This window comes from Lacimicrobium alkaliphilum (genome assembly GCF_002591895.1).
Classification (GTDB): Bacteria; Pseudomonadota; Gammaproteobacteria; order Enterobacterales; family Alteromonadaceae; genus Lacimicrobium; species Lacimicrobium alkaliphilum.
Map to the genome: position 1 here is coordinate 169,450 of NZ_NISX01000001.1, position 21,221 is coordinate 190,670.

Sequence of the window (21,221 nt, forward strand, 5' to 3'; positions counted from 1 at the left end):
TAAGCCGTTATATGAGCTGTTATGATGCCTGAAGCTATTGTGGTTTTTTGGAGACCTTATGTTGTTTTTGCGGCTCAGAGTTTTGGTGTTACTGGTATTGGGCTTAGCTTTCGCTTCGGCGCCCTTTGCCAAAAAAGTAGACTGGGTGATTCAATCCACACAGATCCACCCCGGAGGGCAGCAAGCCCCTTTTAGTGGCGTGGTGGTGATTGACGAGGGCCGGATTCTGTTGATGGCAGAGGCGTTGCCGGAAGATATCCGCCCCGACAAGGTTATTGATGCTTCAGATAAACTGGTGGCGCCGGGCTTTATCGACCCTCATACCCATGCCTGCCGGGACTTTGATGGTACTGAGGGCAACCTTAATGCTAACTATCTGACTCAGGGCGTTACCACAGTGTTTTGCAATAACGACGGTGGCGGCCCCTCAGATATTGGTGCGCAAATGCAGCAATATCAGAATCAGGGCATTGGCACCAATGTGGCATTGCATATCGGCCACAACAGTATCCGGCGGCAGGTTATGGGACAGGCTAACCGGCCTGCCAGCGCAGAAGAGCTGTCACAGATGCAGGATCTGGTCACCGGGGCCATGCAGGATGGCGCCATGGGGCTGTCAACCGGGCTCTACTACGTGCCTGGCAGCTATGCCGAATTGGATGAGGTGATTGCGCTGGCGAAAGTCGCAGCGCGTTTTGGCGGTCATTACGACAGCCATATCCGTGATGAGAGCAGCTACAATATCGGTCTGTTAGCTTCTGTCGAGGAAGTTATAGCGGTAGCAGATAAGGCCGACATTGCCGCCAATATTGCGCATATCAAAGCCCTCGGTGTGGATGTCTGGGGTCATAGCACGAAGGTCATCGAGCTGGTTGAACAGGCTCGTGAGCGGGGGCTGAAGATTACTGCGGATCAATACCCCTGGCTGGCATCAGGCTCAAGTATCTCGGCATCATTAATGCCAGCCTGGGCGAAGGCCGGTGGTCACGAGGCATTGCTGCAGCGCTTGCAGGACAATGAGCAGCAAAAACGCATAAAAACCGAGATCAAAGATAATCTTCGCCGGCGCGGCGGCGCCGACTCGTTACTGATAACCGATCCCTCAACACCTGAATACCGTGGCAAAACCCTGGCACAGGTGGCGAAACAACATCGGCTGAGTGCAGTGGATATGGCCATTGAAATTATCCGGCAAGGCAATGCCAGTGTGGCCAGTTTTAATATGCAGGATGAGGATCTACAGCGATTTATGAGGCAGGACTGGGTGATGACGTCCTCTGATGGCAGCACGGGGCATCCCCGCAAGTATGCCTCATTCCCGCGAAAGTACGCCGGTTATGTTAAAGACAAGGGGGTACTCAGTACCGGTGCTTATATACACCGCAGTAGCACACTGGCAGCGCGAACATTTAATCTGCACAAGCGGGGAGAACTCAAACCCGGATATATCGCGGATCTGGTGATTTTCGACCCGCAGAGTTTTACGCCCCAGGCCAGTTATCTGGAACCGCAGCGGCATAGCAGTGGTGTTGAATGGTTGTTGATCAATGGCGAGGCCGCCATTGCCGATGGCAAGGTGACCGGCATTAAAGCCGGTAAAGTGCTGAAGCGGGAGTAGTAAGTATTCTTATCAATTTGTGTTCATTGTCAGTCAGGCTGTGATTCTACAGTTGAGAACACGCGGTAAATCCTCTTACGCTACGCTGTCCTGCTTCGCTAAGAGCCCAGCCATGTCATCCATGACATGTCGTTCTCTGAACTGCGAAGCTGCGCTTCGGTTTCAGGTCACCCCTGGACGCTCCGCCACAGCGTCCTTGCTGTGGAGGGTTCTCACTCGCAGAATCACGCGCCTGCTACCGCGTTTTGAGAGTAAAGTTCCGCTACTAGAAACGCATTTCCGGAATATCGCCTTCCACTACCAGTTTACCGGCGGTTTTTTCGCGTATTTCATCTACTGTGACGCCAGGTGCCCGTTCACGCAAATAAAAAGCGCTGTCCTTGATTTCCAGCAACGCCAGATCAGTAATGATATGCGTAATGCAGTTGACGCCAGTGAGGGGCAGTTTGCACTGCTCCAGTAACTTGGAATTGCCATGTTTGTCAGCATGGGTCATGGTAACGATGATGTTCTTGGCTCCGGCCACCAGATCCATGGCGCCACCCATGCCTTTAACCAGCTTACCGGGAATCATCCATGAGGCAATATTACCTTGTTGATCCACTTCGAAGGCGCCGAGGACAGTAAAGTCTACATGTCCGCCACGAATCATTGCGAAGCTTTCTGCCGAGCTGAAAATGGAGGCGCCAATGCTGGCGGTGACGGTTTCTTTACCTGCATTGATCATGTCGGCATCCACTTCATCCTCATCAGGGTAGCGCCCCATGCCGAGCAGACCGTTTTCTGACTGCAGCATCACTGAGATATCATCAGATACATAATTAGCGGCCAGAGTCGGGATACCAATCCCCAGGTTTACATAGCTGCCGTCTTTGAATTCCTGCGCCACGCGCATGGCAATTTGTTCTCTTGAAAGGGCCATCATTTTCTCCTTATGCGCTGCGGGTAACTTTACGTTCGATTCGTTTTTCGAAGGTGCCTTTAATCACCCGATCCACGTATATCCCCGGGGTATGGATCTGGCTTGGCGGGATCTCACCGGGCTCGACAATTTCTTCAACTTCCACCACCGTGATTTTACCGGCAGTGGCCGCCATGGGGTTAAAGTTCTGCGCCGTATGGCGGTAAATGCAGTTGCCATAGCGATCGGCTTTCCAGGCTTTGACGATGGCAAAATCACCGGTAATGGACTCTTCCATAATATAGGGGCGGCCGTTAAATTCTCTGACTTCTTTGCCTTCTCCGACCGGTGTGCCGTAACCTGTAGCGGTGAAAAAAGCCGGGATGCCGGCACCGCCTGCACGCATTTTTTCTGCCAGGGTGCCCTGAGGGGTCAGTTCTACTTCCAGCTCACCGTTGAGCAGTTGCTTTTCGAACAGGGCATTTTCACCTACATAAGAGGCCACCATTTTTTTAATCTGTTTGTCTTCGAGCAAAATGCCCAGACCAAAGCCATCGACGCCACAATTGTTAGACACTACGGTCAGACCCGATACGCCCATTTTCTTTATCTGGCCTATCAGTCCTTCCGGAATACCGCACAGGCCGAAGCCTCCGGCAATAACGGTCATATCGTTCTCTAATCCGGCCATGGCTTGTTCATAGCTGGATACTACTTTGTTAAAACCTGCCATGTAGTTCTCCTGGTTGGCGATACTGCGATGCTCGCAAAATGGGTTTTACTTATTTTATTGAATTAGGTTGCTGCACTAGTATTGGCCAGCAAATCAAATATGTAAAATTAATATAATTTAGTTAATAATAAGGTAAATAAATAAATTGCAGGGCGCCAATGCCTGATCTGACAGACCAAACCGGTATTGTTCAACCCGGTATAAAATCGGTTTCCTACCGTCAGTTGCAGGTTTTTGTGCAACTGGCTCAGAGCGGTTCGTTTGCCGACGCTGCAGACCGGTTGCACCTGTCGCAACCGGCACTATCCATTGCAATTAAGAAATTCGAACAGCTAATTGGTGGTGCGCTGTTATCCCGCACAACCCGGGCCGTGAAGCTGACTGTCGAAGGGCGAAGCTTTCTACCTGTGGCACAGCGATTATTGCGAGACTGGGACGAGGCCTTTACCGATCTGCACAATCTGTTTGCCATGCAAAGGGGGAAACTGACCGTAGCGGCTATGCCATCCTTTGCAAATAGCTTGCTGCCCAATGTGCTGAGCACCTTCCATCAACATTATGACAGTATTAATATCGCAATACTGGATGTGGTTATGGAAAGGGTTGTTGAAGCGGTGCGGGATGAAAGGGCTGAGCTGGGTATTATTTTTGAAGCCCGGCAAATGGAAGGGTTGGATTTTTTACCATTATTTAATGACAGCTTTCTAGTGATCATGTCGACGGACCATCCACTGGCGGATAAACCGGGGCTACATTGGCAGGATCTACAGCACCTTAGCTATGTGGCTATGAATCGTGGCTCCAACATACGTAATTGGTGTGATCAGACCCTGCAGGCGGAGGGCATAGAGATCACCCTTGTAGCTGAAGCCAGTCAGCTGTCTACAGTGGGCCAACTGGTGGCCACGGGGATGGGCGTTTCTGTGGTGCCGGCTATCTGCCGTCAGGAAATGCAGGGCAGGGGCCTGTGTTGTGTGCCGCTAAATGCGGCGCAGGGGAAGCGGGTTGGTGTAATTAAACGCAGCCGTGGCAGTTTATCAGTGCCTGCAGCCAGACTGTTGGAACAATTACATCAGATGGACTGGCAAACTCTGTTAACCAAATCAGTCTGATTACCACTTCTTCTTTGGTGCAAAGAGCTCGTCCAGTTCATCACGCTCTTCTTCTTTCTTGCGGGCTCTGTCTTCAGCATTGGCATTTCGCAGGTTGTTTTGAATAGACTCCAGATTTTGTTCCAGCTCTTGTTTCCTGGCGATGGTGTAGTCATCCTGCTCAGAAGACGCATTCAGGGCGGCGATGGCTTTTTCAAAGTACTGGCGGGCTGAGCCGAGCATCTCTGATTTAATCGCGCTGCGCCCGCGTTTAACCAGTGTTTCCACATTAATTTTCAATTGTAGCCGGGCCATCCGTTTATCTTCGGTAAGAAAGATCTGAGAATCCACTTTGCCTTTAGAGTTCTCTGATCTGAGAATGGTACGCAATTTTTTGATGCCCTGAATCAGTACGATAATCTGTTTGTCGTTGTCTGGCAGAGAAAAGTTTTCATTGCCGGGTGCGGGTTGGTTAGTATCAATGGATTTCACCCGTTCTTCGGCATCTTTAATCCGTTGCTTAAGATCTCTGGCTTTAGGATTATGCTCCTGCATTTCCTTCAGGCCATTGAGGATACGTTTGTTCAATATCAAAATCATATGTTGGGAAACGGGGATATGGGCCGCTGCCATCAACGCATCTTCCGTCTCATCTACGATGGCTTTTTGCTTGGCCAACTCGGCGCGTCGCTCGGCTTCGACCTGCTCTCTATGTTGCTGTATCGCATTGATGATGATGGCAATAATGATAAGAGCAACAATCAGTACAATTACTATGGTGAACATATGTTTTTCACTTTGTTATATAACTACATACGACTAGACGCATATTAGGGTATTTTCAGAGTAAAAACACTCCCCCCCAGACTACCGCCATTTTGCAGGTGGATAGAGCCGGTTTTGTCGTTATTGGTATGTGCCTGGGCAATCATCCTCGCAAAAAACAAGCCCAAACCGGTGCGTCCGGTGCTGATATCAAAATCCTGCATATCCGTATTACCGGCTATCAGCATAGATTCAGGATAGCCCGGGCCGTCATCTTCTATGGTGAAATTGAGAAAACCATTTTCTTCGAAGCAGCTGAGTCTGAGCTTTTTATTACTGTAGCGCATAGCATTGATCAGAATGTCATTAAGCAGGAGGTTAACCAGATCTCCGTCAAGGTACCAGCCCAGCTCGTCAGGCTGCTCGACTTCCAGTTCTATCTGCTTGTTACTAATGTAGGTTTCATTGGTGGCAAGAATATCGTCAATGATATCTTCAACATAGACTTCGTCAATACTTACTGGTAGCTGTTGTTTTTCCGCCCGATATAAGGACAGCAATTGCATCAGGCCAGTGTTCAGGCGAAAGGCTTCATACTGAAGACTGGCCAGGTTGCCATTGATATTATCGTCATGCTGAGGCAGCTCCCGCGACAGGTTTTCAATGGATTGTATTAACAGGCACAGTGAATTTTTCATATCATGCACACCGGCTGCCAGTACGGTAGAGAAATCGATCTGCTTATTTGAATTTGGCATAGTGGGGACAGCGTTGATTTGATATTGTTGTTATAACAGGTAACAGTGTCTATACCAAATGGAATAAATAACGGGTAACCACCTGAAATATTAGGTATGACAGTGGCTTACCCTTTTTATCAATAATTTGGCTGGCGTTTTTTCTAAAATTTTATGGAATTAATCTCTCGTTCAGTATATAAATTTTGCATATAGATAAATTAATAACAGGATAAATCCGGGTCACAATGAAATTACAACAACTGCGATATATCGTCGAAGTCCTTAACAATAACCTCAACGTGTCAGCAACCGCCGAGAGCTTGTATACCTCACAGCCAGGTATTAGTAAGCAGGTTCGGATGCTTGAAGATGAACTAGGGGTTCAGATTTTCGGCCGCAGTGGTAAGCATTTGACTCATGTTACCGAAGCCGGACAGGATGTGATTAATATTTCGCGGCAAATTCTTGCCAAGGTTGAAAGCATCAAAGCCGTAGCGCGTGAACACACGTTGCCGGATCAGGGCAAACTGAACATTGCCACTACCCATACACAGGCACGTTACGCTTTGCCACCAGTGATTCAGGGTTTTATGAATAAATATCCGCGGGTGTCACTGCACATGCATCAGGGGACGCCTTCGCAGATTAGTGATCTTGCCGCTAAAGGTGAAGCAGACTTTGCTATTGCTACAGAAGCACTGCATTTGTATAACGACCTGGTGATGTTGCCTTGCTATCACTGGAATCGCAGTATTATTGTTAATCGCGAACATCCATTGGCGAATAAAACCTCTATTACCATCGAAGACATTGCGCAGTATTCTCTGGTGACCTATGTATTTGGTTTCACCGGGCGTTCTGAACTGGACGATGCATTTAACCGCGCAGGACTGGAGCCGAAGATCGTTTTCACCGCCACCGATGCTGACGTGATCAAGACATATGTTCGACTCGGCGTGGGTATTGGCGTAATTGCTTCCATGGCGCTGGACGAGAAGCTGGACGGGGATTTGGTGAAAATAGATGCCAGCCATTTATTTCAATACAGCACCACCAAGATCGGATTCAGGAAAGGCTCATTCCTGCGCAGTTACATGTATGACTTTATTGAGCGTTTTGCTCCACATCTGACTAAGGACGTGGTGGAAAAAGCGATGATGCAGAAAAGCAATGAAGAGGTAGAAAAAATGTTTAAGGGCCTGACGTTGCCGGTTAAGTAGAATACCCCGTCCAGGCAAAAAAAAAGGCCATCAGGATACCCCGGATGGCCTTTTTTTATACTGATACGGGTTACTCTAGTTCGGCCAGGCACATTTCTTCATAGACCTGCTTGCACCAGTTTTTGACTCGTTGTTCGGTTAACTCTGGCTGACGATCTTCATCGATACCCAGACCAACAAAATGATCATCATCGGCCATGCCTTTACTGGCTTCAAAATTGTAGCCTTCGGCGGGCCAGTGGCCGATAACGATGGCGCCACGGGCTTCGACGATATCACGGATCATGCCCATGGCATCAAGGAAATACTCGGCGTAATCCTCCTGATCGCCACAGCCGAAAATCGCCACCAGCTTATCGGTGAAATCAATCTCTTCGAGTTCCGGAAAAAAATCATCCCAGTCACATTGTGCTTCGCCGTAATACCAGGTCGGAATACCAAACATCAGTAAATCAAAATCAGCAATGCTTTCTTTGCTGCTTTTGGCGATGTCATGAACTTCAATAAGTTGTTTGCCCAGTTCTTTTTGTATCATCTTGGCAACATGTTCGGTGTTGCCGGTGTCACTACCAAAAAATAGACCCACGCTTGCCATATGTTCAGATACCTCTGTCCTGCGGGATTACCCCACACCTGAAGATTGCCAGAATACTTGAATTAACCCTTTTGCCAGAAATCCGGTGGCACCGAGAAACAATACCAGATAGACCACAAAACGTCCCACCATGGGAACATCATTTTTCTTCAGCACATCGTGCACGGCATAAGCCATCAGAAGAAAAAGGATTGCCAGGGACAGGTTTAAGGCTACTGCCTCTATCTGTTCGTAATATTCACTCAGCATGCCAGAATCTGCGCCGGTTAAAAACGGCGCGGACTATAGCATACAGGGCGTTTTGTTGCTATTGAGAATCACTCCTGATTAAGAAAATCTAACACAATTTCATTAAACCGGGCGGGTTTTTCCGCATGCAGCCAGTGCCCTGCACCCTCAATTATTGCTCCCCGGCTGTTTGGGAATAAACGACCGATCACTGGTTTATGCCCGGCTTGCAAGTAATCAGAACGCTCGCCTTTAATAAACAACACCGGTCCGTCATAGTGTTTGTCGGAGTCCGCCCAGTCGGTTATTTCAGGGTAGTCACTTTCCAGCAGGGGAAGGTTAAATTTCCATGCCCAACCCTTATCTGTTTTTTGCAGGCTTTTCAGCAAAAACTGACGTATACCTTTTTCACTAATCTGTCTCGCCAGTTGTTTATCCGCGTCGGTCCGGTTTTCAAGGCCCGATAGTTTAACTGATTTCAGCGCTTCAATAATGCTGCCATGTCTGTCCGGATACTTTACCGGGGCAATGTCGGCGATAACAAGCTTACTGACTCTGTCCGGGTACCGGAGCGCCAGAGTCATAGCCACTTTTCCACCCATTGAATGGCCAAGGACAGCGGCTTTATCCAGCGCCAGCGTATTCATCAGTTCATGTATCTTGCCGGCATAGTTGGCATAGCTGAAATGACTGGAGTGGGGGGAGTCGCCATGATCCGGTAAATCAACACTGATCACGGTATGACAAGTTTCCAGCGCACGTCTTATACCGTTGAGGTTTTCCAGGCTACCAAATAAGCCATGTAACAATATAACCGGGCTGCCTTCACCACTTGTCTGATAATTGAGGTCCATTCGACGCTCCCGTTAAAAAAGCATAAATTGAGCAAATGCTGTACTGTAACCAACACTCCGTCTACGTATAATACCAAGTCAGATTAGCAAGCACACCGGTAGTGATAAATGAAAACCATTGAAGTTGATGAAGATTTGTACCGTTATATCGCCATGCAAACTCAGGACATTGGTGAGAGTGCATCGGATATTCTGCGCCGCCTGTTACTCGGTGAGAAAGACGCCGGCAGTGGCGATCGCGCAGTAGCAGAGCAGGCGGTGGCGCCCACTGCAGACAAAGACAAAGCACAACAGGATGTGTTCGCTCACCTCGATAGGGTCGGTGTGGTCAGACAAAAGCGTACGGTTGATCGCTTTTTAACAATTCTTGCAGCGATGGCCAGGTTTAATCCTGAGAGGTTTCCAAAAGTGCTGGAGTTGCGGGGCCGCAACAGAGTGTACTTTGCAACCAGCAAGGAACAGTTGCTGGCAAGTGGCAGTAGTACCAACCCCAAACAATTGCCCGAAAGCCATTACTGGGTTGTTACTAACAACAATACAGGTAAAAAGGTGACCATGTTACAGGAAGTGGTTCGGGTACTTGGATACAGTGATGCTGACAGTCAGAAGTTGACGGCGCTGTTGGATCCGTCATCCGTAGTTAGTGAGTAGAGCACTTTTAAACATAGGAAAACCAGATGCTACCTGATCCCAGAGCCGGGCAACTCGCCGGTCCGCAAGATTTAGTCAATATTCCCCGGCTGGTTGCGGCTTATTACAGCAATCAACCGGATAAAGCAGAGCCAGCTCATGCTGTTGCGTTTGGAACCTCAGGTCACCGTGGCAGTTCACTGTTGTGCACGTTTAATGATTGGCATATCGCGGCTATTTGCCAGGCGCTGGCGGAATATCGTCAGGCCAATCAGATTAGCGGCCCATTGTTCATGGGCATGGATACGCACGCGTTGTCTGAACCCGCCTTTATTACTGCGCTGGAAGTACTCTGTGCCAACGATGTGACAGTGGTAGTGGAAGTCGATCGCGGTTATACCCCAACTCCGGCTGTCTCTCATGCCATTCTTAGCCATAATCTTGGTAACAAAAGCGGTCTGGGAGATGGTGTGGTGATTACACCGTCGCATAATCCGCCGCAGGATGGCGGCTTCAAATATAATCCTCCTCACGGCGGGCCTGCAGATACTCTGGTCACCGATGCCATTCAGACACGTGCCAATGATCTGATTGCCTCCGGTCTTAATGGCGTGAAGCGCATAACCTTTGCGGCGGCGTTGCGCAGTGGTCTGGTGCATGAAAGAGACTTTGCCCAAAGCTATATTGATGAACTGGATCAGGTCGTTGATATGCAGGCGATCAGTACTGCCAACCTGAAGCTTGGCACTGACCCCCTCGGTGGTGCGGGGTTACACTACTGGCATCGTATTGCTGAGAAGTACAAGCTGAATATTGAAGTGGTAAATCCCCATCAGGATCCCACCTTTCGTTTTATGCATCTGGATAAAGACGGAAAAATTCGCATGGATTGCTCGTCAGCCTCTGCCATGACAGGTCTTATTACTCTTAAGGATCGGTTCGATTTAGCGTTCGGCAATGATGCAGATTTTGATCGTCATGGGATTGTCTGTCGTGGGAGTGGGCTGATGAACCCGAATCACTACCTGGCCGTGGCCATTGATTATCTTTATCGCCATCGTGGTCAATGGCATGACCAGATGAAAATTGGCAAGACTCTGGTATCCAGTGCCTTGATCGATCGGGTAGCAGCAGATCTGGATCGTGAACTTGCTGAAATGCCGGTAGGTTTTAAATGGTTTGTTCCTTATCTGCTTGAAGGCAGTATGGGGTTCGCGGGCGAAGAGAGCGCTGGGGGGATCTTTTTGCGTCGGGATGGTAGCACCTGGGCAACAGATAAAGACGGCATTATTATGTCTCTGCTTGGTGCTGAAATTCTGGCTGTAACCGGAAAAGACCCTGCGACACATTATGACAGGTTAACCGATAAGCTTGGCAGACCTTGCTATAAAAGATTGGATGTTGGCGCTACAGCCACTCAGAAATCTAAACTGAGTAAAATGACGGCGGAAGTGATCACATCAACACAACTAGCAGCAGAGCCTATCTCGCAGGTACTCACCAATGCACCGGGAAATGGTGCATCGATTGGTGGGTTAAAAGTGAGCACCCAAAATGGATGGTTTGCTGCAAGGCCATCGGGTACTGAATCCGTTTACAAGATCTATGCGGAGAGTTTTAAGGATGAGCAGCACCTCAATCTGTTATTAGATGAAGCTCAGGATCTTGTTGCTGGCGTATTCGAATCATAGAATGAGAACGAGTCGACAGAATTTTGTATATATAATGTAAATTTATAACGAAAAATGGCCCGAACTCTGATTCGGGCTTTTTTTTAACCAAAAAACAACATTTATGCCATTTTATTTGCCGGTAAAAGGGGTAGACTTAAATTGCTCATGTAATTTAATTACAGGATTGAGTTTGGTGTCTGCGTAACAATTGTCACTGAACGTAAGGTTTACCTGCGGAGACAGATTAATGAAAAAGGCGAAGCAAACAAATTCGGCAACATCAGCTACTGCGTCACTCAATGGCCTCAGTAAAGATGATATTAAGCAGGCGATTGTAAGGCACCTGCATTGCTCCATGGGTACCGATGAGAATAAGGCTAATGATCACGCATGGTGGAAGGCAGCCTGCGCGGCGGTGCAGGAGCAGGTGTTGGAAAGACTGCGCAGTACCCAGAAGGCCCACTATATGAATGATACCCGGGCAGTACATTATTTTTCGGCCGAATTTCTTATGGGCCGTCTGATGTCGAATAATCTGCATAATCTCGGTTTATACGAGAAAACCCACCAGGCTATGCGTGAACTGGGCGTGGATCTCACCGACGTGATGGAGCAGGAGCCGGATATGGCGCTGGGCAACGGTGGTCTGGGGCGATTGGCAGCCTGTTTTATTGATTCTCTGGCGACTCTGGATTTACCGGCCATTGGCTACGGCCTGCATTATGAACACGGCTTGTTCCGTCAGGAAATTCGCAGTGGGGCGCAGATTGAGCGTCCGGATAGCTGGCGTGACTATGGTAACCCTTGGGAAATATGCCGGCCCGAGTCGATTCAGGAAATTCCTTTGTATGGTTATGTTGAAACCAAATATGGAGACAAAGGACAAATAAACAAAGAGTGGCATCCGGGCTCTATTGTCAAAGGGGTGCCCTGGGACATTCCTGTGGTGGGGTATGGCGGTAAAACCGTTAACGTGTTGCGATTGTGGGAGAGTCAGGCATCAGATTATTTTAACTGGGATGTCTTCAATGCCGGCGGATATGTAGACGCACAACGTGAAAATGTGCAGGCTGAGACGATCTCCAAGGTCTTGTATCCCAATGACGAAACAGAGGCAGGCAAAGAACTTCGTCTGATACAACAGTACTTTTTCTGTGCCTGTTCACTGAAAGACATTATTCGCCGCTATAAACGTGCTCATGGTGATGACTGGAGCCGTTTTGCCGATCAGGTGGTAATTCAGCTAAACGACACTCACCCGGCTATCGCCATTCCTGAATTGATTCGGATACTGGTAGACAGAGCCGGAATGGACTGGGGCGCAGCCTGGGAGATCAGCAGTAAAACCTTTGCATATACTAATCACACGTTACTTCCTGAAGCTCTGGAAAAATGGCCAGCGCGCATGCTGGAGAAAATTCTGCCCCGTCATCTTGAAATTATTTATGAAATAAATCACAGGTTTATGCGCAAAGTAGAAGAAAAGTGGCCGGGTGATGATGCGATCAAGAGAAAGCTGTCGATCATCGAAGAGAGCAGTGAAAAGATGATCCGTATGGGAAATCTGTCAGTAATCGGTTCCTTCGCCGTTAACGGTGTGGCTGAGATACACTCCCGGCTGGTTAAAGAAAACCTGTTTCCGGAGTTTGAAAAGCTATGGCCCGGGAAGCTGACCAATGTCACTAACGGCATTACCCCCAGACGTTGGCTGAAGGCCTGTAACCCGGCATTGTCAAAACTGATCAGCGAGCGTATCGGGGATAAGTGGCCAACAGAACTGTACAAGCTTCAGGGGCTGGCAAACTTCGCTGATGACAAAGAGTTCCAGCAGCAATTTATGCAAATCAAGCATGATAACAAGGTCAGGCTGGCAGCAGAGGTTAAAACTCTGACCGGTGTCGAACTTGACCCGAATATGATTTTTGATATTCAGATCAAACGCTTGCATGAATATAAACGTCAGCATCTGAATCTGCTGCATATTCTGGCCCTTTATCGGCGGTTGCTGGAAGACCCTGATTATGACATGCACCCCAGAGCCTTTCTGTTTGGTGCCAAGGCTGCACCGGGATACAAGTTGGCAAAGGATATTATCTATGCAATTAATAAAGTGGCAGATAAAATCAACAATGATGTACGGGTTAATCACAAACTTAAGGTGGTATTTCTGCCTAATTACCGTGTCAGTCTGGCAGAAAAAATGATCCCGGCGGCTGATATTTCCGAGCAGATATCGACAGCAGGTAAGGAAGCTTCAGGAACCGGTAATATGAAGCTATCGCTGAACGGTGCGCTGACAGTGGGAACATTGGATGGGGCCAATATTGAGATTGCCGAGGAAGTGGGGGAGGAAAATATCTTTATTTTTGGTCTCACTGTAGAACAGGTACAAAAACTCCACGCTGGCGGTTACAACCCCTATGATATCTACGATAACAGTCGGGAAATAAAGGCTATTCTTGACTGGCTTGAAACAGATTACTTCACTCCGGGAAAACCAGGTGAACTGGCGTCTGTAAAGCAGAGTTTACTGGATGGGGGCGACCCTTATCTGGTATTGGCTGACTTCGACGCATACTCCGAAGCACAACAGAAAGCCGACCGGGCATACCGTGATAAAGCAGGCTGGGCGCGTAAAGCGATCATTAATACTGCTCGTATGGGTAAGTTTACCTCTGACAGATCTATACGTGAGTATGTAGAGAGAATTTGGAGGCTGACACCTTGTCATGTAGAGTGAAGCAATACATGTATTTTTAACAGCTTTACAGTTGTTTAAATAGGAAAAGCTCAAAAATACAGGTTTGAGCTTTTTTTTTGCCAGATTAGAAGGATAATACGAAGCCACATAGATAATTGCTCTTCAGAGCGAGTCAGAAGGGTTTAGATCAAAGCGGGGCTTTGCAGGCATAGTGGTTCTGCGTAAAGAAGTGGCGACACAGAAATAGGCCATTTTAGTCTTGCAAAGTGAACAATTATCTATGTGGTTTGGTATAAATATAAGAGGCGTTGCATTACTCAATGAGTCTTCACAACCAGCCATTGGCTGCCATTCCAAACAGGTATGCGTTTCTGGATCGTATCGAGCATGCGATTCAGGCGGATCAGTGCCTGTCGTTGTTGCTGGTTGATGTGGTGCGCTTCTCGGATGTCAGCAGCAGTTTTGGTTATCGCATTGGCGACATTATTCTGGCTGAAGTGGCTAAACGTATCGAACTGCTGTTTGGTGATCGCTGTCTGCTCGGCCGAATCAGTGGTGATATCTTTGGTTTAATGTTGCCTGGAACCCATTCAGAATCGCAGTTACATGGTTTTTACAGCCACCTTATTGAACATTTCAAAACCCCCATTAGTTTCGAAGACAATGCCTTTGTGGCCGATTTTAATGTTGGCGCGGTGTCTAACTTGCCTGCCAATACGGATATCAGCCGGGTATTTTCGGCCGCCGAAGCCGCGCTGAAACAGGCCAAGCAGAACAAGTATGATAATTTCCAGATTATCAGTCTCACACAAAAACCAGAATCTGGCCGCTCCCTGGCACTCAAAGCCGATCTGAAACGCGCTTTTGCCAATGATGAGCTGGAGCTGTATTTTCAGCCTAAGGTGGATTTGCAGTCCCTGAAAATTGTTGGTGCCGAATGCTTATTGCGCTGGAATCATCCTTTGGACGGGATTATTGTGCCCGGCTCTTTTATTGAGGCGGCTGAGTCTTACAATATGATGAATGAAGTGGGCTATTGGGTGCTGGAAAAGGCCTTTGACAGTGCACATATATTGCAAAGCCAGGGACTGGAACTGCAAGTGTCGGTGAATATTTCACCCACTCAATTGTACGATTCTAAATTTGTTGCAAAAGTCAGACAACTGGCAGAGGTCTATCAGGTTGACCTTAGTCAGATTGAGCTGGAGCTGACTGAGGATGTGGCGCTGTCTAATTCGTTGTTAGTCAAGCGCCAACTGGCCGATATCAAGACGCTGGGCTTGAGTATTGCCGTAGATGATTTCGGTAAAGGTTATTCAAATCTGGCCTATATCCGGGATATTAAACTGGACACCATAAAAATAGACAAGACGTTTGTCATGGAGCTGGAACAAAACCCGGTCAATAAAGCCATTATTCAGGCCTCGCAGTTAATCGCCGAATCTATCAATTGTCAGGTCATTGCCGAGGGTATCGAAACCGTTGAGCAGTTACACTTGCTGAGAGAAATGGGCATATTGCGAGGGCAAGGCTTTCTGTTTGCCAAAGCGGTGCCCTTTAATGACCTGATTGAACTGACCCAGACCGATTTGATTGTTGGCACCTCACTGGCCTACCAAGACCGGGTTGGCTGACACAACGGCAGTTATTTCTGCTAAACTTGCACGCCTTGTCGAACCCTCATAATGATCATCCATGAGCAAACAGCAATTGATTGACCAAGGTCAGTTTTTACACCTGAGTCGGACACAGCCTGAACTTTTCTTCCAACCCCAGACTTTTGAACTGGAAAACGGGACCCGGATTTTCATCAGTGCTCCCGGTATTATCACTTTTACACCGCCACAGCCAAAGGGCAAAGATATCGTGCTTTCCTGCGGTGTGCATGGTAATGAAACCGCACCGATAGAAATCTGTGGTGATCTGGTGGTGGCACTGCTGACCGGAAAACTCAGCGCCAGCCATCGTGTGCTTTTCCTGTTTGGCAACCTGCCGGCTATGGACATCGGTGAGCGTTTTGTCGAAGAAAACATGAACCGGCTTTTCAGCGGCGCCCATTCGAAGGGGCCGGGGCTGGTTAATGATGAACGTAGACGGGCCAAAGCGCTGGAAGATGCCATCCGGCACTTCTATGCCGAAGGTGATGGGTTGGGGCAGAATTACCGTTGCCATTATGATTTGCACACCGCAATCCGCGCATCCAAAAATGAAAAATTTGCGGTTTACCCATACCGACATGGTAAACCCTGGAAAACCCGTCAGCTTTGCTTTTTGCTTGCCTGTGGGGTAAATACCATTTTGTTGTCAAACAGTCCGACGACCACCTTCAGTTATTTTTCCTCCAATGAATTTGATGCCGATGCCTTTACCGTCGAGTTAGGTAAAGTCAGGCCCTTTGGTGAAAATGATATGAGCCGTTTTCAGAAGGTCAGAGAAACCCTCACAGCGCTGATTACTGAGCCCGAATTAGCCCTGCCGGAATACAACGAAGCCGACTTTCATATTTTTACGATCAACCAGATAATCAATCGAACAAAAGAAGATTTTCGCCTTAACTTTGACGATGATACCCCTAATTTCACTGATTTTCCCGTTGATTATGTGTTGGCTGAAGAGCCGGGTGCGGTGTATAAAGTACAGCAGCAAGGAGAGGCCATTGTATTTCCCAATGCCAAAGTGGCTCTGGGACAACGGGCGCTGTTAACGGTAGTGCCAACCCGAATCAGTGCAGAGTAAGGCCTGTCAGGGCTGAACGGATAAGGACGCCTGTCGAAGACGCTCAACCAGGCTGCTGTCGGTACTAAGGCTGGCAGCCAGCCAGGTGGGTTTGGCCAGTTCGGGGATCATCCAGGCCATCGTCACATGGGCCTGGTTAAGGCCGAAATCTGCCAGCATGCCCTGCTTGGCGTCAGGATCTTCGATAATAAAATCCACTTTGCCTTTGAGTAATAACTCCCATGAGGCGGTAATATCCGGGGTGATCAACAAAGACTTTCCCTCTTCAAAGCCCTTTTTACGCAGAAACTCAACCGCAACATCTTCTCGTTGTACTGCGGTGACGAAGCTTTTTGCATTTTCAAGGGAGCTGATGGCAGCCTCATTGTTTGATGCCAGCCTCAAAAGACCCAGCCGATATTCACCGACTTGCCCAATCCATTGAAATTGTTGCTCCCGTTCCGGCGTGCGGGCCATCGCGTAGATCAGGGTGTTGGGCTGTTTGCTGGCCAGATTAAATGCTCTGGCCCAGGGATAAATATAAAAATCACCCTTAAGCTCCGCTTTGGTGAGTATTTGCCGGACTTTGTCGGTGACGGATCCCGAGACCTTATTATCTATTATGGTCTGGGCTGGTGGTGAGAGTTCAGTGACAACCTGCAGCACGGGTTGTGCGCTCTGGGCAGTAAAGGGCACCAGCAGGCTTAGGATAAAAACAATACGCAGAGCATTTATGTCCGGTAACAATCTGACCTCTTTGACGGCTGGTATAACAACAAAGATTAGAATAAATTATTAAGCACCACAGAGCCAGCATAGAAAAACTTATGTTTATATTGAATCAGCAACTGCAAAAGGATTGTTTTGTTGTGACAGAATTACCCTTATCTCTGGTGCTGTTTATGAATGATAGCCAGTATCCCTGGACGATTCTGGTACCCAGAGTCGAACAGGTGAAGGAAGTTATTGATCTCAGTACTGAGCAGCAGCAACAACTGTGGTGTGAATCTGCCTGGTTAAGCCGGGCACTGCAGCAACAGTACCATCCCGATAAACTCAATATCGCCGCGCTGGGCAATATGGTACCGCAGTTGCATATTCATCATATCGCCCGCTTTAAACTGGATGCCGCCTGGCCTCAGCCTGTGTGGGGGAAGTTTCCACCGGTGCCTTATACACAAAGCGAGGCAAACACACAGATTGACGCCATAAGAACACAACTAGAAAAGGTTAAGGAAGTAATATGATCATCAGTACAACTCATACTCTGGACAACAAAACCGTAGAAGCCTACCTAGGTGTAGTGGTAGGGGAAGCCGTGATGGGCGCCAACCTGTTCAAAGATATTTTTGCCTCTATCCGCGATATTGTGGGCGGGCGCTCCGGCTCCTATGAAGACGAGCTGACCCGGGCCCGTAAAATCGCTTTTGCCGAGCTGGAAAACGAGGCCCGGCAAATGGGTGCCAACGCCGTGATTGGTGTGGATATTGACTACGAAGTGGTGGGTAAACAAGGCAGCATGCTGATGGTAAGCATCAGCGGTACGGCGGTGAGATATCGGGACTAAGGCCTAGTGATAGTCATCCTCATGCTGGTGCCGGACAGCGAGAATAGTCACCCATTGCTGATTCTCAATTTCAAACAAAGCCACGTAACCAGCGCTACCGAATGGAATAATGAGTTCTCTTAAGAAGGGGTTGGTTTTCTCTACCTTCCTGCAAGAAAAAGGAAATTCTTCCAGAAAGGATAAAGCTTGTTCAATGATTCTTAGCGCCCTGTGTGCTGTATCAGGATCCCGCTCTACCAGGAATTTATATAGTCGTTCGATATCCTCTCTGGCTTCCAGGGTGAAGCGAATCCGGTAACTCATTATTTCTGCTCAGATCCTTCAAGGATTGAGTGCAGAGAATGTATCACCTCATCTTTTGAGGCGTATTGCCCTGTGGATTTAGCTTTCTCGCCAGCAGCCAGCCCCCGGGCTACAAATTCCTGATTCATCTTTCGGCGAACAATTTGCCGCCGCAAGGACTCTTCCACAAAACTGCTCAGGGATTCCCCTTCAAGAAGCACACTTTCCGCATCATTACGTAGTTCGGTTGTGACCCGAAGTGGTGGAATGGTCGCTGATTTCATAGTAAACACACAATGTATTGCATTTGCAATACATTCTAGGCCTGTTAATCCTTATCTGCAACTCCCTGTTCAGAGTTTAAGGCAGACTGCAGCAATTATGTTTCATCAAGCGCTTTTTGTAGTTCGGGGAAGCGTTGCAAAACCCATATTGTGTAATTCATTATCAATCTTGCTCAGGTGGAGTTTTCTTGTTCTTAGCCTTATGCGCAGAGGGTTCTGAATCAGGCTCTTTTTTCTTATCAGGCATATGATCTTTTAACGACGGCATCTTCATTTTTGCCGAATGTTTCACCATCATAATATTGCCGATCATAAAAAACAGCGGCAGGGCGATATATAGCGCAACTTCCCAGCTCATATTTGTTACTCCGGTTCCTTGTTTAAGGGGCACCCTTGCCACTCAGGGTTGTTCCAGTTGGATATAGCGGCGAATAATCTCATCAAGATGCTCAAGTATACTTTCTTTACCTGCAATCTCTGAGCACTCTATCAGCTTTTGCAGGGGCGCTTTTTCCAGCAGCCGGGGCAATGGGTCTGAACTCTGCTTGTGGCTGAGATGCCAGGGCTCCGGCGCAACCGCATTCTGGCCGTTGTAGGGCCGGTAAAAGCCAAATTCTGCGGCATGTTTATCCAGCCATTGTGACAGCCCATAACAGGGACCGCCGGGTTCGTACTCACTGCTGATCAGCTGAAACGGTTGCTCATAATTATGTATCGCTTTGGCATCAAACACATCAAAGTCAGAGCCCCAGTGATGGCGGCTGGTGCCGGGCAGGGCGGAAAAGCGCAATATGGCGAACAGCTTTTCTGACTCGCCGAGCAACTGTGGGTCCAGTGGCTGGTGCTGCTCATCCAGTATCGGCCGAAGGCCATGCCATTTTTCATTCCAGATACGTAACTGGCGGCTGAAACTGCGAAAACTGCTGACCAGATCCAGGCTGACGTCATCTTCTGCGGCAGCCTCGCGCATGGTGCTGAGTGCACCGGCCACCTGCTTAAGCAATTTATGCCCGGGCTCGGCCTCGACCAGGTGATCGTCACGCTGGCCGCTAAGTTGCTCGAAATTTAACATAGCAGATTTTCGAGTATGGCTTCGTAGGTCTTGGCCAACAGGTATAAATCGTCAATTTTCACACACTCATTGACCTTATGAATGGTGGCGTTGACCGGGCCAAGCTCAATAACCTGGGCACCGGTGGGGGCAATAAAACGCCCGTCAGAGGTGCCGCCTGCGGTAGAAAGTTGGGTTTTCCTGGCGCAGATCTTCTCTATCGCGGCTGTGGTGGCGCTGACCAGCTCGCCGCTATCGGTCAGAAACGGCTGGCCGTTAAAGGTCCAGTCCAGGCTGTATTCGAGCTGATGTTTATCCAGAATGGCTCGGGTACGCTCAATCAGTTGCTGATCTGTGACTTCGGTGGAAAAGCGAAAGTTAAACTGAATCTGCATTTCACCGGGGATAACATTGCCCGCACCGGTACCGGCACTTAAGTTGGATATCTGAAAACTGGTGGGCGGAAAGAACTCATTACCCTCATCCCAGGTCGTTGAAGTCAGCTCTGCCAAAGCCGGTGCTGCCTGATGCACCGGGTTACGGGCAAGGTGAGGGTAGGCCACATGGCCCTGAATACCTTTTACCTGCAAATGGCCGGTTAAGGAGCCGCGGCGGCCATTTTTAACCACATCGCCCAAAAGCTCAGTGCTGGAAGGCTCACCCACGATACACCAGTCGATTTTTTCATTACGTGCTTCAAGGGTATCGATCACCCTGGTGGTACCGTTGATAAAAGGGCCTTCTTCGTCACTGGTAATTAAAAAAGCAATAGAGCCTTTATGCTGCGGGTGTTTGCTGACAAAGCTATGCACCGCAGACAGCATTGCCGCCAGGCTGCCTTTCATATCGGCGGCGCCACGGCCATAGAGGTAGCCGTCCTTTTCCACCGGTTTAAAGGGCGGCGTATGCCATTGTTCCAGTGGCCCGGCCGGTACCACATCGGTATGCCCGGCGAAGCACAGCAGCGGTCCGTTATTATTACGCCGCGCCCACATATTCAGGGTATCTTCAAAAGGTAGCATTTCGATATCAAAGCCTAAGGGCTTTAGTATCTGAGCCATCATGGTCTGACAACCTGCATCGTCAGGAGTAACGGAATCTTTGCTGATCAGGGCTTTGGCCAGGGCTAACACATCAGTTTGCATTGAACAGGCTCGCGTAATGATCGGCTTTAAAACCCAGGTAAGATTTATCCTGATAGCGCAGCAGCGGGCGTTTAATGATGGCTGGCATTGCGATCAGTATCTCAAGGGTTTCTTGCTTGTTCTGATCTTCAATGGCGGCTTTCTGTGCTTCATCAAGCTGACGATAAGTGGTGCCCCGTTTATTCACCAGTGCCTCAATGCCCAACTCGTCAATGCGCTGCGCCAGCCAGGCTGTGTCGAGGCCGTCAGTTCTGTAATCGTGAAAGGTAAAAGGAATATGATGTTGTTCCAGCCATTTGCGGGCTTTTTTGATGGTGTCGCAATTTTTAATACCGTACAGCGTGGTCATAATCTAATTTGAGTCAGTTTAACGGGGGATACAGCTTAGCCGATTTTAAACCTGAGTTCGATATAACCGGGCTATAAGC

The 21,221-nt window shown here is 48.5% G+C and carries 24 protein-coding genes; 10 read left to right on the forward strand and 14 right to left on the reverse strand.

Going from position 1 to position 21,221, the window contains the following annotated elements; genetic code table 11:
- Positions 1-58: 58 nt before the first annotated feature.
- Positions 59-1,618: an N-acyl-D-amino-acid deacylase family protein gene (locus CDA54_RS00750; RefSeq protein WP_099033082.1), complete on the forward strand. Its 1,560-nt coding sequence runs from the start codon at positions 59-61 to the stop codon at positions 1,616-1,618.
- 265 nt (positions 1,619-1,883) lie between these two features.
- Here the strand turns inward: CDA54_RS00750 and CDA54_RS00755 are convergent, their stop codons facing one another.
- Positions 1,884-2,540, reverse strand: coding sequence for a 3-oxoacid CoA-transferase subunit B (locus CDA54_RS00755; RefSeq protein WP_099033083.1), 657 nt, complete (start codon positions 2,538-2,540; stop codon positions 1,884-1,886).
- A 10-nt stretch (positions 2,541-2,550) separates the two neighbouring features.
- Positions 2,551-3,252 (reverse strand): CoA transferase subunit A, encoded by a 702-nt coding sequence (locus CDA54_RS00760; protein ID WP_099033084.1) that lies wholly within the window; start codon positions 3,250-3,252, stop codon positions 2,551-2,553.
- 158 nt (positions 3,253-3,410) lie between these two features.
- On the opposite strand from CDA54_RS00760, the gene CDA54_RS00765 reads away from it, so the two are divergent.
- Complete coding sequence (locus CDA54_RS00765) at positions 3,411-4,364, forward strand: LysR family transcriptional regulator (protein ID WP_099033085.1); 954 nt, start codon at positions 3,411-3,413, stop codon at positions 4,362-4,364.
- On the opposite strand, the gene CDA54_RS00770 is transcribed toward CDA54_RS00765, so the two are convergent.
- Positions 4,365-5,129 carry a hypothetical protein gene (locus tag CDA54_RS00770; RefSeq protein ID WP_099033086.1) on the reverse strand — a complete coding sequence of 255 codons (765 nt, stop codon included), beginning with the start codon at positions 5,127-5,129 and terminating at the stop codon, positions 4,365-4,367.
- Between the two features lie 44 nt (positions 5,130-5,173).
- On the reverse strand, positions 5,174-5,866 hold the full coding sequence (locus tag CDA54_RS00775; RefSeq protein ID WP_099033087.1) for a sensor histidine kinase: 693 nt from the start codon (positions 5,864-5,866) through the stop codon (positions 5,174-5,176).
- Positions 5,867-6,093: 227 nt separating this feature from the next.
- On the opposite strand from CDA54_RS00775, the gene cysB reads away from it, so the two are divergent.
- Positions 6,094-7,068, forward strand: a complete 975-nt coding sequence (gene cysB, locus CDA54_RS00780; RefSeq protein ID WP_099033088.1) for an HTH-type transcriptional regulator CysB — start codon at positions 6,094-6,096, stop codon at positions 7,066-7,068.
- Positions 7,069-7,138: 70 nt separating this feature from the next.
- Here cysB and fldA read toward each other — a convergent pair whose 3' ends face one another.
- From fldA to CDA54_RS00795, 3 genes are all read right to left on the reverse strand, one after another.
- The gene (gene fldA, locus CDA54_RS00785; RefSeq protein ID WP_099033089.1) at positions 7,139-7,663 is read right to left on the reverse strand and encodes a flavodoxin FldA; all 525 of its coding nucleotides are present in this window, start codon (positions 7,661-7,663) and stop codon (positions 7,139-7,141) included.
- Positions 7,664-7,690: 27 nt separating this feature from the next.
- Positions 7,691-7,912 (reverse strand): DUF2788 domain-containing protein, encoded by a 222-nt coding sequence (locus CDA54_RS00790; RefSeq protein WP_099033090.1) that lies wholly within the window; start codon positions 7,910-7,912, stop codon positions 7,691-7,693.
- A 68-nt stretch (positions 7,913-7,980) separates the two neighbouring features.
- A complete protein-coding gene (locus CDA54_RS00795; RefSeq protein ID WP_099033091.1) occupies positions 7,981-8,745 on the reverse strand; it encodes an alpha/beta fold hydrolase in 765 nt (254 codons plus the stop codon).
- A 108-nt stretch (positions 8,746-8,853) separates the two neighbouring features.
- On the opposite strand from CDA54_RS00795, the gene seqA reads away from it, so the two are divergent.
- From seqA to astE, 5 genes are all read left to right on the forward strand, one after another.
- Entirely contained in the window at positions 8,854-9,396 is a 543-nt protein-coding gene (seqA, locus tag CDA54_RS00800; protein ID WP_099033092.1) for a replication initiation negative regulator SeqA, read from the forward strand.
- A 26-nt stretch (positions 9,397-9,422) separates the two neighbouring features.
- Complete coding sequence (gene pgm / locus CDA54_RS00805) at positions 9,423-11,066, forward strand: phosphoglucomutase (alpha-D-glucose-1,6-bisphosphate-dependent) (RefSeq protein WP_099033093.1); 1,644 nt, start codon at positions 9,423-9,425, stop codon at positions 11,064-11,066.
- Between the two features lie 229 nt (positions 11,067-11,295).
- On the forward strand, positions 11,296-13,788 hold the full coding sequence (locus CDA54_RS00810; RefSeq protein ID WP_099033094.1) for a glycogen/starch/alpha-glucan phosphorylase: 2,493 nt from the start codon (positions 11,296-11,298) through the stop codon (positions 13,786-13,788).
- A gap of 281 nt (positions 13,789-14,069) precedes the next feature.
- The gene (locus CDA54_RS00815; protein ID WP_099033095.1) at positions 14,070-15,383 is read left to right on the forward strand and encodes a putative bifunctional diguanylate cyclase/phosphodiesterase; all 1,314 of its coding nucleotides are present in this window, start codon (positions 14,070-14,072) and stop codon (positions 15,381-15,383) included.
- A gap of 61 nt (positions 15,384-15,444) precedes the next feature.
- Positions 15,445-16,485, forward strand: a complete 1,041-nt coding sequence (gene astE, locus CDA54_RS00820; protein WP_099033096.1) for a succinylglutamate desuccinylase — start codon at positions 15,445-15,447, stop codon at positions 16,483-16,485.
- Between the two features lie 6 nt (positions 16,486-16,491).
- Here the strand turns inward: astE and CDA54_RS00825 are convergent, their stop codons facing one another.
- A complete protein-coding gene (locus CDA54_RS00825; RefSeq protein ID WP_180237074.1) occupies positions 16,492-17,211 on the reverse strand; it encodes a substrate-binding periplasmic protein in 720 nt (239 codons plus the stop codon).
- A gap of 80 nt (positions 17,212-17,291) precedes the next feature.
- Here CDA54_RS00825 and CDA54_RS00830 point away from each other — a divergent pair, with 80 nt between their 5' ends.
- Positions 17,292-17,711, forward strand: a complete 420-nt coding sequence (locus tag CDA54_RS00830) for an HIT domain-containing protein (protein WP_099033098.1) — start codon at positions 17,292-17,294, stop codon at positions 17,709-17,711.
- Positions 17,708-18,031: a heavy metal-binding domain-containing protein gene (locus CDA54_RS00835; protein WP_099033099.1), complete on the forward strand. Its 324-nt coding sequence runs from the start codon at positions 17,708-17,710 to the stop codon at positions 18,029-18,031. Before CDA54_RS00830 ends, CDA54_RS00835 begins: the two co-directional genes overlap by 4 nt.
- 3 nt (positions 18,032-18,034) lie before the next feature.
- On the opposite strand, the gene CDA54_RS00840 is transcribed toward CDA54_RS00835, so the two are convergent.
- The 6 genes from CDA54_RS00840 to CDA54_RS00865 form a co-directional block, all read right to left on the reverse strand.
- Positions 18,035-18,334, reverse strand: a complete 300-nt coding sequence (locus CDA54_RS00840; protein ID WP_099033100.1) for a type II toxin-antitoxin system RelE/ParE family toxin — start codon at positions 18,332-18,334, stop codon at positions 18,035-18,037.
- Positions 18,334-18,597, reverse strand: coding sequence for a YlcI/YnfO family protein (locus tag CDA54_RS00845; RefSeq protein WP_099033101.1), 264 nt, complete (start codon positions 18,595-18,597; stop codon positions 18,334-18,336). Before CDA54_RS00845 ends, CDA54_RS00840 begins: the two co-directional genes overlap by 1 nt.
- Positions 18,598-18,760: 163 nt before the next feature.
- Positions 18,761-18,955 (reverse strand): DUF2897 family protein, encoded by a 195-nt coding sequence (locus CDA54_RS00850; protein ID WP_099033102.1) that lies wholly within the window; start codon positions 18,953-18,955, stop codon positions 18,761-18,763.
- Positions 18,956-18,997: 42 nt separating this feature from the next.
- Positions 18,998-19,669, reverse strand: coding sequence for a M15 family metallopeptidase (locus CDA54_RS00855; RefSeq protein ID WP_099033103.1), 672 nt, complete (start codon positions 19,667-19,669; stop codon positions 18,998-19,000).
- Positions 19,663-20,793, reverse strand: coding sequence for a succinyl-diaminopimelate desuccinylase (gene dapE, locus CDA54_RS00860; RefSeq protein WP_099033104.1), 1,131 nt, complete (start codon positions 20,791-20,793; stop codon positions 19,663-19,665). Before dapE ends, CDA54_RS00855 begins: the two co-directional genes overlap by 7 nt.
- On the reverse strand, positions 20,783-21,142 hold the full coding sequence (locus CDA54_RS00865; protein WP_180237075.1) for an ArsC family reductase: 360 nt from the start codon (positions 21,140-21,142) through the stop codon (positions 20,783-20,785). The genes dapE and CDA54_RS00865 overlap by 11 nt, the downstream gene beginning before the upstream one ends.
- Between the last annotated feature and the right edge of the window lie 79 nt (positions 21,143-21,221).

Excerpts from the sequence above, each read along its gene's own strand:
- seqA (WP_099033092.1), top strand. The coding sequence starts at position 8,854 with ATGAAAACCATTGAAGTTGATGAAGATTTGTACCGTTATATCGCCATG.
- fldA (WP_099033089.1), bottom strand. The coding sequence starts at position 7,663 with ATGGCAAGCGTGGGTCTATTTTTTGGTAGTGACACCGGCAACACCGAA.
- CDA54_RS00755 (WP_099033083.1), bottom strand. The coding sequence starts at position 2,540 with ATGGCCCTTTCAAGAGAACAAATTGCCATGCGCGTGGCGCAGGAATTC.
- CDA54_RS00855 (WP_099033103.1), bottom strand. The coding sequence starts at position 19,669 with ATGTTAAATTTCGAGCAACTTAGCGGCCAGCGTGACGATCACCTGGTC.
- pgm (WP_099033093.1), top strand. The coding sequence starts at position 9,423 with ATGCTACCTGATCCCAGAGCCGGGCAACTCGCCGGTCCGCAAGATTTA.
- CDA54_RS00865 (WP_180237075.1), bottom strand. The coding sequence starts at position 21,142 with ATGACCACGCTGTACGGTATTAAAAATTGCGACACCATCAAAAAAGCC.
- CDA54_RS00790 (WP_099033090.1), bottom strand. The coding sequence starts at position 7,912 with ATGCTGAGTGAATATTACGAACAGATAGAGGCAGTAGCCTTAAACCTG.
- CDA54_RS00815 (WP_099033095.1), top strand. The coding sequence starts at position 14,070 with ATGAGTCTTCACAACCAGCCATTGGCTGCCATTCCAAACAGGTATGCG.
- CDA54_RS00795 (WP_099033091.1), bottom strand. The coding sequence starts at position 8,745 with ATGGACCTCAATTATCAGACAAGTGGTGAAGGCAGCCCGGTTATATTG.
- CDA54_RS00750 (WP_099033082.1), top strand. The coding sequence starts at position 59 with ATGTTGTTTTTGCGGCTCAGAGTTTTGGTGTTACTGGTATTGGGCTTA.
- dapE (WP_099033104.1), bottom strand. The coding sequence starts at position 20,793 with ATGCAAACTGATGTGTTAGCCCTGGCCAAAGCCCTGATCAGCAAAGAT.
- CDA54_RS00840 (WP_099033100.1), bottom strand. The coding sequence starts at position 18,334 with ATGAGTTACCGGATTCGCTTCACCCTGGAAGCCAGAGAGGATATCGAA.
- CDA54_RS00775 (WP_099033087.1), bottom strand. The coding sequence starts at position 5,866 with ATGCCAAATTCAAATAAGCAGATCGATTTCTCTACCGTACTGGCAGCC.
- cysB (WP_099033088.1), top strand. The coding sequence starts at position 6,094 with ATGAAATTACAACAACTGCGATATATCGTCGAAGTCCTTAACAATAAC.
- CDA54_RS00810 (WP_099033094.1), top strand. The coding sequence starts at position 11,296 with ATGAAAAAGGCGAAGCAAACAAATTCGGCAACATCAGCTACTGCGTCA.
- CDA54_RS00760 (WP_099033084.1), bottom strand. The coding sequence starts at position 3,252 with ATGGCAGGTTTTAACAAAGTAGTATCCAGCTATGAACAAGCCATGGCC.
- CDA54_RS00835 (WP_099033099.1), top strand. The coding sequence starts at position 17,708 with ATGATCATCAGTACAACTCATACTCTGGACAACAAAACCGTAGAAGCC.
- CDA54_RS00765 (WP_099033085.1), top strand. The coding sequence starts at position 3,411 with ATGCCTGATCTGACAGACCAAACCGGTATTGTTCAACCCGGTATAAAA.
- CDA54_RS00770 (WP_099033086.1), bottom strand. The coding sequence starts at position 5,129 with ATGTTCACCATAGTAATTGTACTGATTGTTGCTCTTATCATTATTGCC.
- CDA54_RS00845 (WP_099033101.1), bottom strand. The coding sequence starts at position 18,597 with ATGAAATCAGCGACCATTCCACCACTTCGGGTCACAACCGAACTACGT.
- CDA54_RS00850 (WP_099033102.1), bottom strand. The coding sequence starts at position 18,955 with ATGAGCTGGGAAGTTGCGCTATATATCGCCCTGCCGCTGTTTTTTATG.
- CDA54_RS00830 (WP_099033098.1), top strand. The coding sequence starts at position 17,292 with ATGTTTATATTGAATCAGCAACTGCAAAAGGATTGTTTTGTTGTGACA.
- astE (WP_099033096.1), top strand. The coding sequence starts at position 15,445 with ATGAGCAAACAGCAATTGATTGACCAAGGTCAGTTTTTACACCTGAGT.